This is a genomic window from Rhizobium phaseoli, assembly GCF_010668805.1.
GTDB classification, from domain to species: Bacteria; Pseudomonadota; Alphaproteobacteria; order Rhizobiales; family Rhizobiaceae; genus Rhizobium; species Rhizobium phaseoli_A.
On sequence record NZ_WUFT01000008.1, the window covers coordinates 63,452 to 78,466 of the forward strand.

Consider the following 15,015-nt stretch of genomic DNA (forward strand, 5'->3'; position numbering starts at 1 on the left):
AAACCGTCTGCTTCGATCGGAATTAAACTAGGGTCTTGGCGCCAAACAGCCAATACGCGATTCAGCCGATGGTCATTCGGCAGAAGAGTTCAGGCCGCCTTGGCCGGAAAAATCATGCTGACGGTCAAGCCGCGCTGTCCGGGCCTGTCGGGATCGGTATCGGAGAGCTCCAGCCGGCCGTTGTGCAGCTCCATCACCGCTTCCACCAGCGAAAGGCCGAGCCCCGTGCCGGGCTTCGAACGGCTTTCGTCGAGGCGGACGAAGCGCTTCACCACGTCGTCGCGCCGTTCGGCGGGAACGCCCGGTCCGTGGTCGGCCACCGAAAGGCAGATGCCATCCGGGCGGCGGGCAAGCTTCAGCGACACTGTGCCCGCCCCTTGGGTATCGGAGGAATATTTGATGGCATTGTCGAGCAGATTGAAGATCGCCTGGCCGATCAGCTCACGATTGCCCTGCACTTCGACACCCGGTTCGACGCTGGCGCTGAGGCCGAGCCCGGCTTCCTCGGCCGCCGGTTCGTAAAGCTCGGCGCTGTCGGAGACGATCGCCGAAAGCTCTACCGGCGACATCTCGGCCGCCACCGATCCAGCCTCGACGCGGGAAATCATCAACAGGGCGTTGAAGGTGCGGATCAGCTGGTCCGATTCGGAAATAATGCCTTCAAGCGCTCCCCGCCGCGTCTCGCCATCCGCGATATCGAGTGCATCGGCCGCCTTGTTGCGCAGCCGCGTCAGCGGCGTCTTGAGATCGTGGGCGATATTGTCGGAGACCTGCCGCAGGCCCTCGTTCAGCTTCTCGATGCGCTCCAGCATGGTATTCAAAGACATGGACAGCCGGTCGAACTCATCGCCGGAGCCACCGACCGGCAGGCGCTGCGACAGGTCGCCGGCCATGATCTTCTTGCTCGCATCCGACATGCGGTCGATGCGTTTCAGCGCATTGCGGCCGATGGCGAACCAGATGATGATGGCGCCGAGCCCCATGATCGCCAAGGCCACCATCAGCGCCTGGCGCACCAGGAGACGGAAACGCTCGGGATCGCCAAGGTCGCGGCCGATCAGGATTCTAAGCCCGTTGTCGAGAACGAAGATATTGGCGATCGCCTTGTGGCGGCGCTCGACGCCGCTGTCGGTATAGCGTTGATAGATGAAAGACGCGGACGTCCAGCCGATTTCCTCGAAAACACCAGGCTGCACCGAGGCGACGTTGCCGGCGAGAATATCGCCCGAGGGGCCGGCGATGATGTAGAGATTGGCGCCCGGCTGGCGGGCGCGCCGCTCCATGGTGCGCAGGAGAAGGTTCATGCCGCCAGTGTCATAGGCGCGCTGTACCTGCTCCACCTCCTGCTTGACGGCATCGCGGATCTGGCCGGTCAGCAGCCGTTCCGACATCGCCGTCACATAGAAGACGAGCGTCGCGGCGCAGATGGCGAAAAGCAGGATATAGAGTGCCGAAAGGCGGACTGCGGTGGACTTGAAGAGAACCCTGAAGCGGCTCATCCCTCGTCCTTGATCATGTACCCCGCGCCCCTGATGGTCTTCAGGAGCGGCTGGCTATAGTCCTTCTCGATCTTCGCGCGCAGACGCGAGACGTGGACGTCGATGACATTGGTTTGCGGGTCGAAGTGATAGTCCCAGACGTTTTCAAGCAGCATGGTGCGGGTCACCACCTGGCCGGCGTTCTTCATCAGATATTCGAGCAGGCGAAATTCGCGCGGCTGCAGCAGGATCTCCTTGCCGCCGCGGCGCACCTCGTGGGACAGCCGGTCGAGTTCGAGGTCGGCGACGCGATAGACGACGTCCTGATCCGGCGTGCCCTTGCGGCGGCCGAGCACCTCGACACGGGCCAGCAGCTCGCTGAAGGCATAGGGCTTCGGCAGGTAATCGTCGCCGCCGGCACGAAGTCCGGTGACGCGGTCATCGACCTGGCCGAGCGCCGAGAGAATGAGGACCGGCGTATGGATCGCCTTGCGGCGCAGCTCGCTGATGACGGAGAGACCGTCGCGGCGCGGCAGCATACGGTCGATGACGATGACGTCGTAGGTATTTTCCGACCCCATGAACAGGCCGGCCTCGCCGTCGCTGGCGTGATCGGCAACGATACCCGCCTCGCGAAAGGCTTTCGTGAGGTAGACCGCGGCTTCGAGATCATCTTCGATGATGAGAATCTTCATGCGGCCGACATTACCCACCGGCTGCGTTTCGGCAAGGCTCAAAGCATCTTCCTGCGGGGCGGCGCTCATCGCGATCATCCTTCAAAGGTCAGAAGAATTGAGCCGCGCGGATTTTCATCCGCACGGCTCCTGTTTTCTTAAAGGATCAGCCCTGGCCGTTGATCGGAAGGGCGACGAAGCGGCTTCCTTCACCGGACTGGATCTGGAAGAGCGCGCGGGTGCGGCCGTCCTTCTTGGCCTGGTTCAGCACCTTGACGACATCGGCGGGGCTGGAAACCTCCTGGTTGTTGACCGAGGTGATCTTTTCACCTTCCTTGATGCCCTTGTCGGCGGCGTCGGAGTCCGGGTCGATGCCGGTAATCGCCAGGCCCTTGCCATCATCGGAAGGACCGACCGTCAGGCCGAGATCGGCAAGCGCCTTTTCGGAAGCCGGTGCCTCGGGCTGCTGCGGCTGGCTGTTGTCATCGGCGGACGCGTCCTTCTGGTCGGCCGGCAGCGTGCCGAGTTCGACGGTGAGAGGCTGGGCCTTGCCGGCGCGCCAGACCGAAAGCTCGACCTTGCTGCCCGGCTGCATCGCACCGATGCGGCGGCTGAGGTCACGCGCATCCTTGATCGTTTCACCGTTCAGCGCGGTAACGACGTCGCCGGCCTTCATGCCGGCCTTGTCACCCGGAGATCCGGCCTGCGGGGCGACGACAAGGGCGCCGCTCGGCTCGGAAAGGCCGATGGATTCCGCGATGTCCTTAGTCACCGGCTGGATCTGGACGCCCAGCCAACCGCGGGAAACCTGGCCGTCCTTCATCAGATCGGCAACGACATCCTTGGCGGTCGAGGCGGGAATGGCGAAGGCGATGCCGACGCTGCCGCCCGACGGCGAGAAGATCGCGGTGTTGATGCCGACGACTTCGCCACTGAGATTAAAGGTTGGACCGCCGGAATTGCCGCGGTTCACGGCGGCATCCACCTGCAGGTAATCGTCGTATGGACCGGAACCGATATCGCGGCCGCGGGCCGAGACGATGCCGGCCGTGACCGTGCCGCCGAGGCCGAACGGGTTGCCGACGGCAACGACCCAGTCGCCGACGCGGACGTTATTGTCGTCCGCCCAGTTGACGTAGGTGAACTTCTTGCCCTTGCCGTCGACCTTCAAGACGGCGAGGTCGGTGCGCGGATCCTTGCCGATCAGTTTGGCATCGAGCTCGGTGCCGTCATTCATGACGGCGACGAAGGCCTGGCCATCGGAAACGACGTGGTTGTTGGTGACGATGTAACCGTCCTCGGAGATGAAGAAGCCGGACCCTTGAGCGACCGGACGCAGACGGCCCTTGCCATTCGGGCCATTCGGGCCGCCCGGGCCGTTCTGGCCAAAGCGCCGCTGATGGCCCTGCTGATCATTTGGGTCCTGGCCGCCGAACTGCTTGAAGAAGCGCTTCAGCGGATGATCATCGGGAAGATCGTCGAAGCCGCGGCCTTCGAGGGAGAAGCCATCATTGTCAGAGACCGGATTGACGCGGTTTTCGACACGAACGGAAACCACGGCCGGCGAAACGGCGTCGACGACATTGGCGAAGCTCGGGACAGCAGGTGCTTGAACCTTGACTGCTTCGGCATAAGACCGGGTGATTTCGAGCGGAACGCCGGTTGCAAGCACAGCGGCTGCGATACCGGCGACGGTAGAAGCCTTGAGCACAGTGGCGAGGGACAGACGTCCGTTGAAATTCTTGAGCATTGGAGCACCTTCTCTTGTTCTTAAATCTTCAGACCGGCGGCGCCGGATCAGTCGATGAATGAAGATATAGGACGCCGCACCTTACTGCGAACTGTCCGGCCAATGAAAAATTGGTAATGTATGAGAATGCTTGGCCCGGTCGCGGCGGACGATTGCCGTCGGCGAGCTGCTTACTTTTTCAGAAGCTCGCTCAACTTCGCCTGTTCGTCGGCCGTCAGCTTGCTTCCCGTCGGCTTGCCGGCCCTTTTGCGGGCAAAGACCAGCAATGACAGCCCGCCGGCGAGCACCAGCAGCGCCGGGGCGCCCCAGAGCAGGCCCGTCTTCATGGTGAATCGTGGTTTCAGCAGCACGAACTCGCCGTAGCGCGAGACGATATAGTTCAGTACCTCATCATCACTGTCGCCGTCGGTGATGCGCTCGCGCACCAGCAGGCGCAGATCCTTGGCGAGATCGGCATTGGAATCGTCGATCGACTGATTCTGGCAGACCATACAGCGCAGTTCCGCCGAAAGGCCTCGCGCCCGCGCCTCCAGCGCCGGATCGGCCAGCACCTCGTCGGGATTGACGGCGAAGGCCGGCGCGGCCATCAGCATCAAAGCCAAAGCCAGGAGGAGACGCCGCATCATTCCGCCGGCTCCATTGCAGGCGTTGCCGGCTTTGCGGCCTTCGCCTTCCTGCGCGGGGCGCCGACGCGCAGGCGCCGGTCGCTGAGCGAAACGAGGCCGCCAAAGGCCATCAGCACCGCTCCACCCCAGATGCAGAGGATGAACGGCTTCCACCAGATGCGCACGACGATGCCGCCGTCCTTGGTGGCGTCACCCAATGAGACGTAGAGCTGGCTGAGGCCGAAGGTCAGGATGCCCGCTTCGGTCGTCGGCATCTGGCGGGCGGTGTAGAGTCGTTTGGCCGACCAGGTATCGGCAACCGCGATACCGGCGCGACGGATGGTGAAGTGGCCGCGCTCCTCGGTATAGTTCGGCCCGGTCGCCGGCTGCATGCCGTCGAAATGCAGGCTGTACCCGCCGGCATCGGTGGTCTCACCAGGCTTCATCTCGATCACATGTTCGGTCTGAAACGTCGTCACCGCGACGATGCCGAGCACGGTGACGCCGAGCCCGGCATGGGCAAGGGCGGTGCCGAAGGCCGAACGCGGCAGGCCGGTCAGACGGCGCCAGGCGATATTGCCCGCCACCTTGCCGATGCCGGCGCGATACCAGAGATCGGCAGCAGCACCCAGAACCAGGAACAGCCCGGCGGCCAATCCGAGCACGGAAAGTACCGGGCCGCCATGTTGGAGATAGAAGAAGACCACCGCAGCAGTGAAGGCGAGACCGGCAACGACATAGAGCCGCTGCAAGGCGCCGAGCAGATCGCCGCGCTTCCAGGCAAGCAGCGGTCCAAACGGCACGACAACGATCAGCGGCGCCATCAGCAGGCCGAAGGTCAGGTTGAAGAAGGGCGGCCCGACAGAGATCTTGTCGCCGGTCAGCGTCTCCAGCAGCAGCGGATAGAGCGTGCCTGTGAGAACCGTGCCGCAGGCAACCGTCAGGATCAGATTGTTGACGACCAGCGCGCCCTCGCGCGAAATCGGCGCAAACAGCCCGCCGGCCGAAAGCTTCGGCGCGCGAAAGGCAAACAGTGACAGCGCACCGCCGATGAAAATCAGCAGGATGCAGAGAATGAAGACGCCGCGGGAGGGATCGCTGGCAAAGGCATGCACCGAGGTCAGCACGCCGGAGCGCACCAGGAAGGTGCCCATTAGCGACAGTGAGAAGGTGAGGATGGCAAGCAGCACCGTCCAGATCTTCAGCGCCTCGCGCTTTTCCATGACGAGGGCGGAATGCAGCAATGCGGTGCCGGCGAGCCACGGCATGAAGGAGGCGTTTTCCACCGGGTCCCAGAACCACCAGCCGCCCCAGCCGAGTTCGTAGTAGGCCCAGTAGGAACCCATGGCGATGCCGAGCGTCAGACATGTCCAGGCGGCCAGCGTCCACGGCCGCACCCAGCGGGCCCAGGCGGCGTCGATGCGCCCTTCGAGGAGTGCTGCAACCGCAAAGGAAAAGCAGACGGAAAAGCCGACATAACCGAGATAAAGCAGCGGCGGGTGGATCGCCAGACCGACATCCTGCAGGACAGGATTGAGATCGCGGCCCTCGGCCGGCGCAGGATCGAGACGCAGAAACGGATTGGAGGTCAACAGGATGAACAGCGTGAAGGCGACCGAAATCCAGGCCTGCACGGCCAATACATTGGCCTTCAGCGTCTCCGGCAGATTGCGGCCGAAGACGGCGACCAGCGCGCTGAACAGCGTCAGGATCAACAGCCAGAGCATCATCGATCCCTCGTGATTGCCCCAGACGCCGGAATATTTGTAGATCAGCGGCACCAGCGAATGCGAATTCTCCCAGACGTTCTCGACCGAGAAATCCGAGACGACATGGGCATAGGTGAGCACGCCGAAGGAGAAGGCGACAAGCGCAAACATCGCCAGCGAACCGACCGTCGCCACATCCATCATCGCCCGGTCGCGGCGACGGGCTCCGATCACCGGCACGATGGAAAGGGTGAGCGCCGTTGCCAGCGCCAGCACCAGCGCGTAATGGCCGATCTCGATGATCATTGCGTCGCCTTCACTTCCTGGGCTTGACCTTCCTTCGCTGGGCCTTGGCCTTCTTTCCACAGCCCCTGCTGCTTCAGCCTGTCGGCCACGTCCTTCGGCATATAGGTCTCGTCATGCTTGGCAAGCACAGTATCGGCAACGAAGACGTCGGTCCCTGATGCAAACATGCCTTCGGTAACGACGCCCTGGCCTTCGCGGAAGAGATCGGGAAGAATGCCGGTATATTTCACTTTCACGGCATTGGCGCTGCCGTCGGTGACGGCAAATTCCACGGTCGAGCCGGTGCCGCGCACAACGCTGCCTTCGCCGACCAGGCCGCCGAGCCGGATGCGGGTTTCCGGCGCCACCGGCGTCTTCGCCAGATCGGCCGGCATATAGAAATAAGCGACCGACTGGCTGAAGGCGAACATCACCAGCAACACGGCGGCGGCAATGAAGCCCATGCCGCCCGCGATCACCGCCAGGCGCTTCTGCTTGCGCGTCATTGCATCATTCCTTCCGTGGCGATGCCGAGTTCCTTGGCCAGTGCCAGCAACTGCCTGCCCTGCTCGCCAGCCGGCGGAAAGGCCGCAAGCCCGCGCTTCAGCGCACCGGCAGCGCGATCCTTATCGTTCAATACGGCGTAAGAGCGGACGAGCCGCATCCATCCCTCGAAATTGTTCGGATCCTCGCTCAGCTTGGCATCGAGGCTCGCGACCATGCCGCGGATCATCTGCTGCCGGTCGCCAGCGCTCATGTTGTCCGCCGCCGCCACATCCTGCTGCGTGGGATTGCCGGGGGCAGCCTGATTGGCGCCCGGGGCAGCCTGATTGGCGCCCGGGGCAGCCTGATTGGCGCCCGGGGCAGCCGGGGTAATCGGAGCAGCTTGATCGGGAACTGCCGGCGCGCCGCCATTCAAGGCGATATGCTGGTTGACCAGCGGCAGCCAGGGCGCATCGGCCGGCGATTGTTTTGCCAGCGTCTCGAAGGCCTGGCGCGCCTCATCGGGCCGTTCCGCCTGCTCCATGCTGAACGCAATGTAAAAGCGGGCGCGAGGATTGTCGGGTTGCAGCGTCAGCGATTGTTCCAGCACTTGGCGCGTCTCCTCCGTCACGACGCCGTCGGAGATCGCCATCAGTGTCTCCGCCAGGCCGTCGAGCCGGGCCGGACTTGGGCCGAGAAGCCGGATGGCATTGCGATAGGCCACTTGCGCATCGTTCACGCGCATCGTGCGGACATAGATTGGCGCCAGCACGTCCCAGCCCTTGCCGTCATCGGGATTCTGCGCCAGGTGCCGTTCCGCCTTGGTGATCAGCACAGCCATATCGTTGCCGGGATTTTCCAGCCGCGCTTCCAGCGGCTGCGAGGGCAGGTCCGGTCTGCCCGTCGTCAAATAAAAACAGAGCCCGAGAACTGGCAGGACCAGCAGCACGAAGGCCTCGGTGAAACGGTGATGTCGCGCGGGTTTCGGCGTTTCTTCCAGTTCATCAGCAGAGACGGCGATCAGCCGCCGGCCGATTTCGGCCCTGGCGTAATCAGCTTCTTCAGGCGTGATCAGCCCGCCATTGAGATCGCGGTCGAGTTCGCGCAGTTGGTCGCGGTAGACTGCCGCCTCGCCCGCGCGGATGTCCTCCGCCGCCTTCGCTCCGCGCAGAAGGGGGTAGAGCAGGATGACGGCGACGACTGCCGTCAGAACGGCAACGAGAATCCAGAACAGCATATTCGCCCAAATACGTGAAGCGCGCCGCCATTCCAACTGCCAAAGCCGGAATGACGAAGATTTGAGCCGCAACTCACCAGATTCAGCCGAGCGGCGACCAGCTTCCATCGTTGTTGCGGCAGGCAGCGCCTCGCACCACGGTATCCTTGCCGTCGGCGGTCAGCGTATGGGTATATTGCCGGCAGTTCTGCGAACCGACCTGATAGGGTGCTGCCGCGACCACCTTGCCGGTGACGTCCTTGCCGGTCCACAGCACCGGCTGGCCGACGGCTGCACCTTCCAGCGCCCGATATTCTGCCTCGAGCGCCCGCTGCTTGTCGCTATCGCTCAGGCTCACACCGCTACGGCCAGCAAGGCCGCCTTGCAGCGCGGTGAGGAAGGCGGCCGAGGCCGAGGGCTTGCTCGAAAAAATGCCGCGTGAAGCGGCACCCTTCGTCGTCGTGCAGCCGGAGAGCGCGACGGCGACGAGAAGAGCGGAAGCGATCATGCCTTGCGAGCGTAAAATCATTGCGTCGAACCACGATCAGGGGTCAATTTCAGCCGATCGAAGTGCAGCGTCCCCGTGTCAGCATTAAGGCAAAGCATGCTATGCATTTGCCAGTATCTTTGTGACATCAAGCAGTTGCTCATGCAACATCCTTTGTGATGCCGGGCAGGATAAGCTTCGCCTTGAGCCCGCCCCATTCGCCGCGGGAAAGCTCGAGGCGTCCTTGGTACTCGCTGGAAATCTCGGTGACGATCGACAGGCCGAGCCCGGTTCCGGGCTTGCTCTCGTCGAGCCTGCGGCCGCGCTTCAGCGCCTCGCGGATCTGATCGGGCTCCAGGCCCGGCCCGTCATCCTCGACGGCGAGTTCCACCCATTGGCGGCGCGCGCTCGCCTCCGCTCCCTTGACGTCGTCGCCGGCCTCGACGGCTGAAAGCCGTACCTTGCTTTTGGCAAAACGCGCCGCATTCTCCAAGAGATTGCCGACGGTTTCCTCGAGATCCTGCTGCTCCATGGCGACGGCCAGATGCGGCGGCGAGACGACGAGATCGAATTCGGTATCGACGTTCAGCCGGCGCATGACGCGCACCAGCCGCTCGAGCGCCGGCTCGGCATCGGTGCGGGCGAGCACGGATTCGCGCTGTGCAGCGATGCGGGCGCGGTTGAGATAGGACTGCACCTGCCCCTGCATCGATTCTGCCTGGCTGCGCACCAGTTCGCCATGGGATTTTTCGAGCACGCGCGCCTCGTTGAGAAGAACGGCAATCGGCGTCTTCAGCGAATGGGCGAGATTGCCGACCTGCATGCGGGCCCGCTCGACGATGCGGCGGTTGCTGTCGATCAGCGCGTTGACCTCGTTGGCGAGCGGCAAAATTTCGCGCGGGAAGTCGCCCTTCAGCTGCTCGCTCTCGCCGGCGCGGATGCGCTCCAAGGCGGCACGCGCCTTGTCGAGCGGCTTCAGGCCATAGAGAATCGCCAGGGCATTGACGATCAGGCTGCCGACGCCGAAGCCGGCCAGCGCCAGGTAGAGGCTATGGGAAAAGGTGCGCACGTCGTCTTCGACGACATCGACATTGCCGGTGACGCGGACGCGCGCCGCGCGCCCGTCGGTATCCAGCACCACTTCGGTTTCGGCCACCTGCACGCGGTTCGCGGAGGCATCCGTCACCTGATAGTAGCGTTCGTAATTCTTGTCGAAGGGCGCCTCGACGACGGAGGGAACCGGAATGAGCGCGGAGCCGAGCGAGGGCGACACCAGCGGTGCCGTCGTATAGGTGCCGAGCGGTTCCACCACCCAATACCAGCCGGTCTTCGGCTGGGCAAAACGCAGGTCGCCGAGCTGCGGGCTGCCGCTGAGCGCGCCTTGATCGCCGATCGTTACCGAGTTGATGACGTTATAGAGCTGCGCCCGCAGCAAATCCTGGAAACCACGTTCGGCACTCTTGCGGTAGAGGGTGGAGATCAACAGGCCGATCACCACCAGCGCCACCGTCGACCAGACCGTGGTCAACAGCAAAACACGTGCGGTGAGCGACTTAATTCGCATTTTTCGGCGCTTGGATACGGTATCCGAGACCGCGCACCGTTTCGATCAGATCGACGCCCATCTTCTTGCGCAAACGGCCGACAAAGACCTCGATCGTGTTGGAATCGCGGTCAAAATCCTGGTCGTACATGTGCTCGACCAGTTCTGTGCGGGAAACGACCTCGCCCATATGATGCATGAGATAGGCAAGCAGGCGGTATTCGTGCGAGGTCAGCTTCAGCGTCGTGCCATTGACCGTCGCCTTCGAGGATTTTGTATCGAGCCGCACCGGCCCGCAGATGATCTCGGATGAGGAATGCCCGGCCGCACGCCGGATCAGCGCCCGAATGCGCGCCAGCACTTCCTCGACATGGAAGGGCTTGGTGACGTAGTCGTCGGCCCCTGCGTCGATGCCGGCGACCTTGTCGCTCCAGCGGTCGCGCGCCGTCAGAATCAGCACCGGCACGCCGCGGCCGGCGCCGCGCCATTTTTCAAGGACGGTGACCCCGTCCAGCTCCGGCAAGCCGATATCGAGAATGATGGCGTCATAAGGTTCGGTATCGCCGAGGAAATGCCCTTCCTCGCCGTCGAACGCCTGGTCGACGACATAGCCCGCCTCCTTCAGCGTGTCGGCCAGCTGCCGGTTCAGATTAACGTCGTCTTCGACTACCAGAATGCGCATCGGTCCGCCTTCGCCCGCTTCAAATCGATCATGTCCTGAATAGACCGATTCCGCTTACATCGGAACCTTTACCGTCACTTTGCGTGGACGCTGGCCGTTTCCCGACACCAGGACGGTGATGATGCAGGTGTCGCCCACCGGTTGCACGGACAGGAGCTGGCCGCCCGTTTGCTCAACCACCTGGGCTGCGGCGGCGCTGCAGTCACCTGCTACGCTGTGGACGAGAGTGCCCACGACGTCCGGTGAGGGCGCCGATACCACCAGTCCGGCGGCCAATGCTGCGACGCTCAGAGGAAAGGCCATGTGCTATGCTTTCAAGGTAATGCCAATGTGGCCCGAATATGTACTCACGTGACCTGAATGGCAAATGAATGCGCTGTAACACAGGGCATTTAGAACCATTCTCGACTGGCTGCGGCGGCCGGTGTCGACCGCTGAAAACCGCTGCCGCGGCAGGCTTCGGCGTCCCTCCCCACATTGGAAAAGTCTTCGGTGCCAGGCGCACACGGCGTGCTGGGCATGGATGCTGGTGGATGCTGCCGGGAATTGCAATCTCAGCTTTTACCGGCCGATTGAAGCTGTTATTCCCTTGCTGTTTCCGCCTTCAGGCCATTTCAGCACCAATGCCAAATTCCTTCCGCTTCCGCTCGGCGCAGACGGTCACCGTGCTTGCCATCACCCAGCTGATCGGCTGGGGCACGACGTTCGACATGCTCGGGGTCATGGGCCGCGTCGTGGCGCCTGCTCTCGGCTTGGCGAACGAGGTCGCGTTTGCCGGCCTGACGATCATGATGATGGTCAGCGCCATCATTGGTCCCGCGACCGGCCGCTGGCTCTCCCGCTACGGCGCCGCCCGAGTGCTATCGGCCGCCTCGCTGACCTTTGCGCTTGGCTTGCTTCTGCTTTCCGCCGCAAACGGCATCGTGCTTTATGCCGCCGCCTGGGTGGTCATCGGCATCGGCGGCGCCTGTGGCCTTTCGGCACCGGCCTATACGGCCGTCGTCGAGCGCGAAGGGGCGAACGGCAAACGCGTCATCGCTATTCTCATGCTGTTCACCGGGCTTTCGAGCGCCATCTTCTGGCCGATTCTCAGCCTGCTCAACGAGACGCTCGGCTGGCGCCTCACCTTTCTCGCCTGCGCGGCGCTGCAGTTCTTCGTCTGTCTGCCGCTACATCTTTTCGCCCTGCCGAAACCGATCGTAACGCATATCGAAGGCGGCGCGGCAGACATTGCCCCGGTGCCGCTGTCGAAGGCGGCACGGCACAAAGCCTTCCTGCTGATTGCCGCGGCGACGACGATCTCGACCTTCATCACCTTCGGCATCTCACCATCGCTGCTTGAAATCTTCCGCCAGTCCGGCGCCTCGCCGGCCTTTGCGCTGCAGCTCGGCTCGGCTCGCGGCATCCTCGGCATCTCGGCGCGTTTCCTCGACATGCTGCTCGGCCGGCGCGGCAACCCCATGCTCAGCGCGGCCATGGGCATCGGCCTGATGATGATCAGTTTCTTGATTTTGCTGGCCGCCGGTTCATCGACACCACTGCTCGTCACCTTCATTCTGCTCTACGGCTTCGGCGCCGGCGTCATGACCGTCGCCCGCGCGCTTCTACCGCTGGCGCTGTTTTCGCGGGCCGAATACGGCCTGCAGTCGGCCCGGCTGTCGCTGCCGCAAAACCTCGCCAACGCCATCGCCCCCGTCATCTTCACCGCCATCCTCGACCGCGCCGGCACCGGCCCGGCACTCGTCGCCTGCGCCGTTCTCGCCGCCCTGTCGCTGAGTTTGGTGCTGATGTTGATGGCGGTGGTGCACAGCGCCCACGCATCGCAGCCGAGCCCGGTCGTCTCGTGAGAGCCCGGCCGGTCAGGTCAGCCATTCTTAATCTGTCTTGATTATCACACCATCAGGACGAGGGCGGCTTTCGATCGGCGCATCGGGACTGCTGCAGCCACCGACCATCGGCGCGCTGCCTTTTGGCGAATCTTTTGAATCGCTTGCCAGCGCTTTTTCGAAAATTGAGTCCGGCAGCTCAGAAGTTGAATGAGCTTCGGGGCGCGCCCCTCCAGAAAATCAGCCTTCCATCTGAAATTTCGACGGAATGTGGCATGGCAACCGCACGCTTGCGAGATTCAGAGCGGCCGCTTCACCGCCGTGCGGCTGTCGTAATCGGCGGCGATGCGTTTTTCCCGGAGCGGCCGCACCCGCTCGATCGAGAGCTGGTAATCCGGATGGGCCTTGTAAGCGGCAAGGGCCGCCTCGTCGTCGAATTCGCCGTAAACCACGAGATCGATCTCGGTGCCCAGTTGATCGGTCTTCACATTGGTGCCGATTTCCAGCAACCGCGCATGCGGAATGGCGGTCAGAACCGAAAGCCCGGCCCGCACCTCCTGCAGATGTTCCTCCTGCACGGTGAAGAAGACGATATGGCGGATCACGCGGAAGCTCCTGTCAAGTTTCAGAGGGTCAGCCGCGCGATAACACGCAAGCCCCAGGCCTTCAACCGCGCGATCATGCCATGCGCAGCATCGGGACGCATCGCCGCATGGAAGGCCATGGCATAGGCCGCCAGCTTCTCCGCCCGGTCGGTGCCATTGACGATGCGGCGCGCGTTCACCCAGTCCTCGGTCGCCGCGTTCAGGTGATCGGCAAGCTTGTGGCCGGTAAAGCTGCCCTGCAGCATGCCTTCGATCAGGATCGTCACCGCCGCCTCCATCTCCATCGCCCGGTCGGGATCGGCAACGAGGTCGATGCCCGTCAGCGTGCTCATCGCCTCATAATTCCGCTTGTGGGTGAGCTGCACCAGACCGCGTCCGTGCCAGCTGCGGCCGTCCTCGTCCGGCCGCCAATAAGGGGTTTTCACCCAGGAAAGCTTGCCTGCGGCAAAGGCCGTCTCCAGGATCTCGATCGCGCGCGTATCGCTGTGCGCCAGCGTCTCCCGCACCGGCTGCATCGTATAGGCGGTCTCATGGTAAGCGGTTGCGAGGATGTAGGCGAGCCACCGCCGGTCGGCATGGGGAAACCGCTCTTCCCAGGCGTCGATAATCGCCGTGATGCCCACTACCTGAGGATGCGTCATCTCTCCCTTGAAGAGCTGGTCCCGCACCGCATCGAAAAAGAAACCTCGGTCCATGTGGACAACCATTTCGCGCTTCCCAGAAATATGTTGGTTAAAACCGTCTTAATCGATTAAAATCTATTTAATCGTTTAAAGTGTTTAAGCCACTGATTTACACGCCTTTTGTCTTGTGCGATGCATCTTCTTGCCCTGAAGCCTTACCACAGAACGAGGAGACTTCCGATGCAGACGCCCGCCACGACGCAAACCACCATTCCCCAGCATGTCGTCGACCAGATGGAAAATGAATGGCGCCAGGTTCGCCCTGAACGGGAAAATCCGCGCCCGGCCCAGCAGCCTCAACAACAACGCTGATATAAGATCGAGCGCCGCCCAGCGCCCGATCAAGGCCCCGGCCAATCAATCGTGGCCGGGTGAATTCTTCACAGCTGCAATAGAACATCCCAGCCGCTTTGACCGCCCTCATCGCATCACGGCATCGAGTCGCTTCGCCAGCGTCTGCAGCGATCGGGTGAAGACCGCTGTGTCGCCCAGCGCCCGCGACAGCACCAGTGCGCCTTGAATGCCGGCGACACCCTCCTCGGCCAGCGCCTGCGCCTCCTCCTCTGCACAGCCTGCCCGCATCAGCGCCGAACGCAGGGCGTCGATCCAGCGAATGAAATAGCCGCCGATTGCTGGCGAAAATCGTTCCCGGGTTTCATCAAGCGCCAAGGCGCCGACGAGACAGATACGCCGGCCGGATCGGAAATAATCGTTCACATGCGTCCACATCGCCGCGATCGCCTGACGAGCGTCACCTGTTCTTAACGGCTGATAGATCGTCTGTTCAAACCAGGCATCGACATCGGCGAGCACGGCACCCGCCATCTCCTCCTTGCCACCGGGAAAGAAGTGATAAAGGCTGCCCTTGCCGACGCCGGTGCGTTCGGTGATGCGGCTGAGCGACGTGGCCTCATAGCCGAGTTCGCGGAAGATTTCCGCCAGCAACGGCACGATGTCAGGGCGTTCGTAGACGGTCTTCACCGGCGGAG

The 15,015-nt window shown here is 62.9% G+C and carries 16 protein-coding genes; 2 read left to right on the forward strand and 14 right to left on the reverse strand.

Features of this window, described 5'->3' with window-relative positions; translation table 11 throughout:
* Nucleotides 1–89: 89 nt before the first annotated feature.
* From GR197_RS13865 to GR197_RS13915, 11 genes are all read right to left on the reverse strand, one after another.
* Nucleotides 90–1,499, reverse strand: coding sequence for a sensor histidine kinase (locus GR197_RS13865; protein WP_164010362.1), 1,410 nt, complete (start codon nucleotides 1,497–1,499; stop codon nucleotides 90–92).
* Nucleotides 1,496–2,251, reverse strand: a complete 756-nt coding sequence (locus GR197_RS13870) for a response regulator transcription factor (protein WP_432444201.1) — start codon at nucleotides 2,249–2,251, stop codon at nucleotides 1,496–1,498. The genes GR197_RS13865 and GR197_RS13870 overlap by 4 nt, the downstream gene beginning before the upstream one ends.
* Before the next feature lie 67 nt (nucleotides 2,252–2,318).
* Nucleotides 2,319–3,902, reverse strand: a complete 1,584-nt coding sequence (locus tag GR197_RS13875) for a Do family serine endopeptidase (protein WP_164010364.1) — start codon at nucleotides 3,900–3,902, stop codon at nucleotides 2,319–2,321.
* Nucleotides 3,903–4,072: 170 nt separating this feature from the next.
* Nucleotides 4,073–4,528, reverse strand: a complete 456-nt coding sequence (locus GR197_RS13880) for a cytochrome c-type biogenesis protein (protein ID WP_164010367.1) — start codon at nucleotides 4,526–4,528, stop codon at nucleotides 4,073–4,075.
* Entirely contained in the window at nucleotides 4,525–6,522 is a 1,998-nt protein-coding gene (locus GR197_RS13885) for a heme lyase CcmF/NrfE family subunit (RefSeq protein WP_164010369.1), read from the reverse strand. The genes GR197_RS13880 and GR197_RS13885 overlap by 4 nt, the downstream gene beginning before the upstream one ends.
* Nucleotides 6,519–7,007, reverse strand: coding sequence for a cytochrome c maturation protein CcmE (gene ccmE / locus GR197_RS13890; protein WP_164010372.1), 489 nt, complete (start codon nucleotides 7,005–7,007; stop codon nucleotides 6,519–6,521). The genes GR197_RS13885 and ccmE overlap by 4 nt, the downstream gene beginning before the upstream one ends.
* Nucleotides 7,004–8,221: a c-type cytochrome biogenesis protein CcmI gene (ccmI, locus tag GR197_RS13895; RefSeq protein ID WP_164010375.1), complete on the reverse strand. Its 1,218-nt coding sequence runs from the start codon at nucleotides 8,219–8,221 to the stop codon at nucleotides 7,004–7,006. The genes ccmE and ccmI overlap by 4 nt, the downstream gene beginning before the upstream one ends.
* A gap of 82 nt (nucleotides 8,222–8,303) precedes the next feature.
* Nucleotides 8,304–8,729, reverse strand: coding sequence for a hypothetical protein (locus tag GR197_RS13900; RefSeq protein ID WP_164010378.1), 426 nt, complete (start codon nucleotides 8,727–8,729; stop codon nucleotides 8,304–8,306).
* 118 nt (nucleotides 8,730–8,847) lie between these two features.
* Entirely contained in the window at nucleotides 8,848–10,251 is a 1,404-nt protein-coding gene (locus GR197_RS13905) for a sensor histidine kinase (RefSeq protein ID WP_164010379.1), read from the reverse strand.
* On the reverse strand, nucleotides 10,241–10,912 hold the full coding sequence (locus GR197_RS13910; RefSeq protein WP_164010382.1) for a response regulator transcription factor: 672 nt from the start codon (nucleotides 10,910–10,912) through the stop codon (nucleotides 10,241–10,243). Before GR197_RS13910 ends, GR197_RS13905 begins: the two co-directional genes overlap by 11 nt.
* 54 nt (nucleotides 10,913–10,966) lie before the next feature.
* The gene (locus GR197_RS13915; protein ID WP_164010385.1) at nucleotides 10,967–11,215 is read right to left on the reverse strand and encodes a hypothetical protein; all 249 of its coding nucleotides are present in this window, start codon (nucleotides 11,213–11,215) and stop codon (nucleotides 10,967–10,969) included.
* A 320-nt stretch (nucleotides 11,216–11,535) separates the two neighbouring features.
* Here GR197_RS13915 and GR197_RS13920 point away from each other — a divergent pair, with 320 nt between their 5' ends.
* Entirely contained in the window at nucleotides 11,536–12,759 is a 1,224-nt protein-coding gene (locus GR197_RS13920) for an MFS transporter (protein ID WP_164010387.1), read from the forward strand.
* Between the two features lie 278 nt (nucleotides 12,760–13,037).
* On the opposite strand, the gene GR197_RS13925 is transcribed toward GR197_RS13920, so the two are convergent.
* Nucleotides 13,038–13,343: a Dabb family protein gene (locus GR197_RS13925; protein WP_164010390.1), complete on the reverse strand. Its 306-nt coding sequence runs from the start codon at nucleotides 13,341–13,343 to the stop codon at nucleotides 13,038–13,040.
* A 20-nt stretch (nucleotides 13,344–13,363) separates the two neighbouring features.
* Complete coding sequence (locus GR197_RS13930) at nucleotides 13,364–14,050, reverse strand: hypothetical protein (protein ID WP_164010393.1); 687 nt, start codon at nucleotides 14,048–14,050, stop codon at nucleotides 13,364–13,366.
* A gap of 156 nt (nucleotides 14,051–14,206) precedes the next feature.
* Here GR197_RS13930 and GR197_RS32660 point away from each other — a divergent pair, with 156 nt between their 5' ends.
* Entirely contained in the window at nucleotides 14,207–14,338 is a 132-nt protein-coding gene (locus tag GR197_RS32660; RefSeq protein ID WP_281409525.1) for a hypothetical protein, read from the forward strand.
* A 108-nt stretch (nucleotides 14,339–14,446) separates the two neighbouring features.
* On the opposite strand, the gene GR197_RS13935 is transcribed toward GR197_RS32660, so the two are convergent.
* Nucleotides 14,447–15,007 (reverse strand): TetR family transcriptional regulator, encoded by a 561-nt coding sequence (locus GR197_RS13935; RefSeq protein ID WP_164010395.1) that lies wholly within the window; start codon nucleotides 15,005–15,007, stop codon nucleotides 14,447–14,449.
* Between the last annotated feature and the right edge of the window lie 8 nt (nucleotides 15,008–15,015).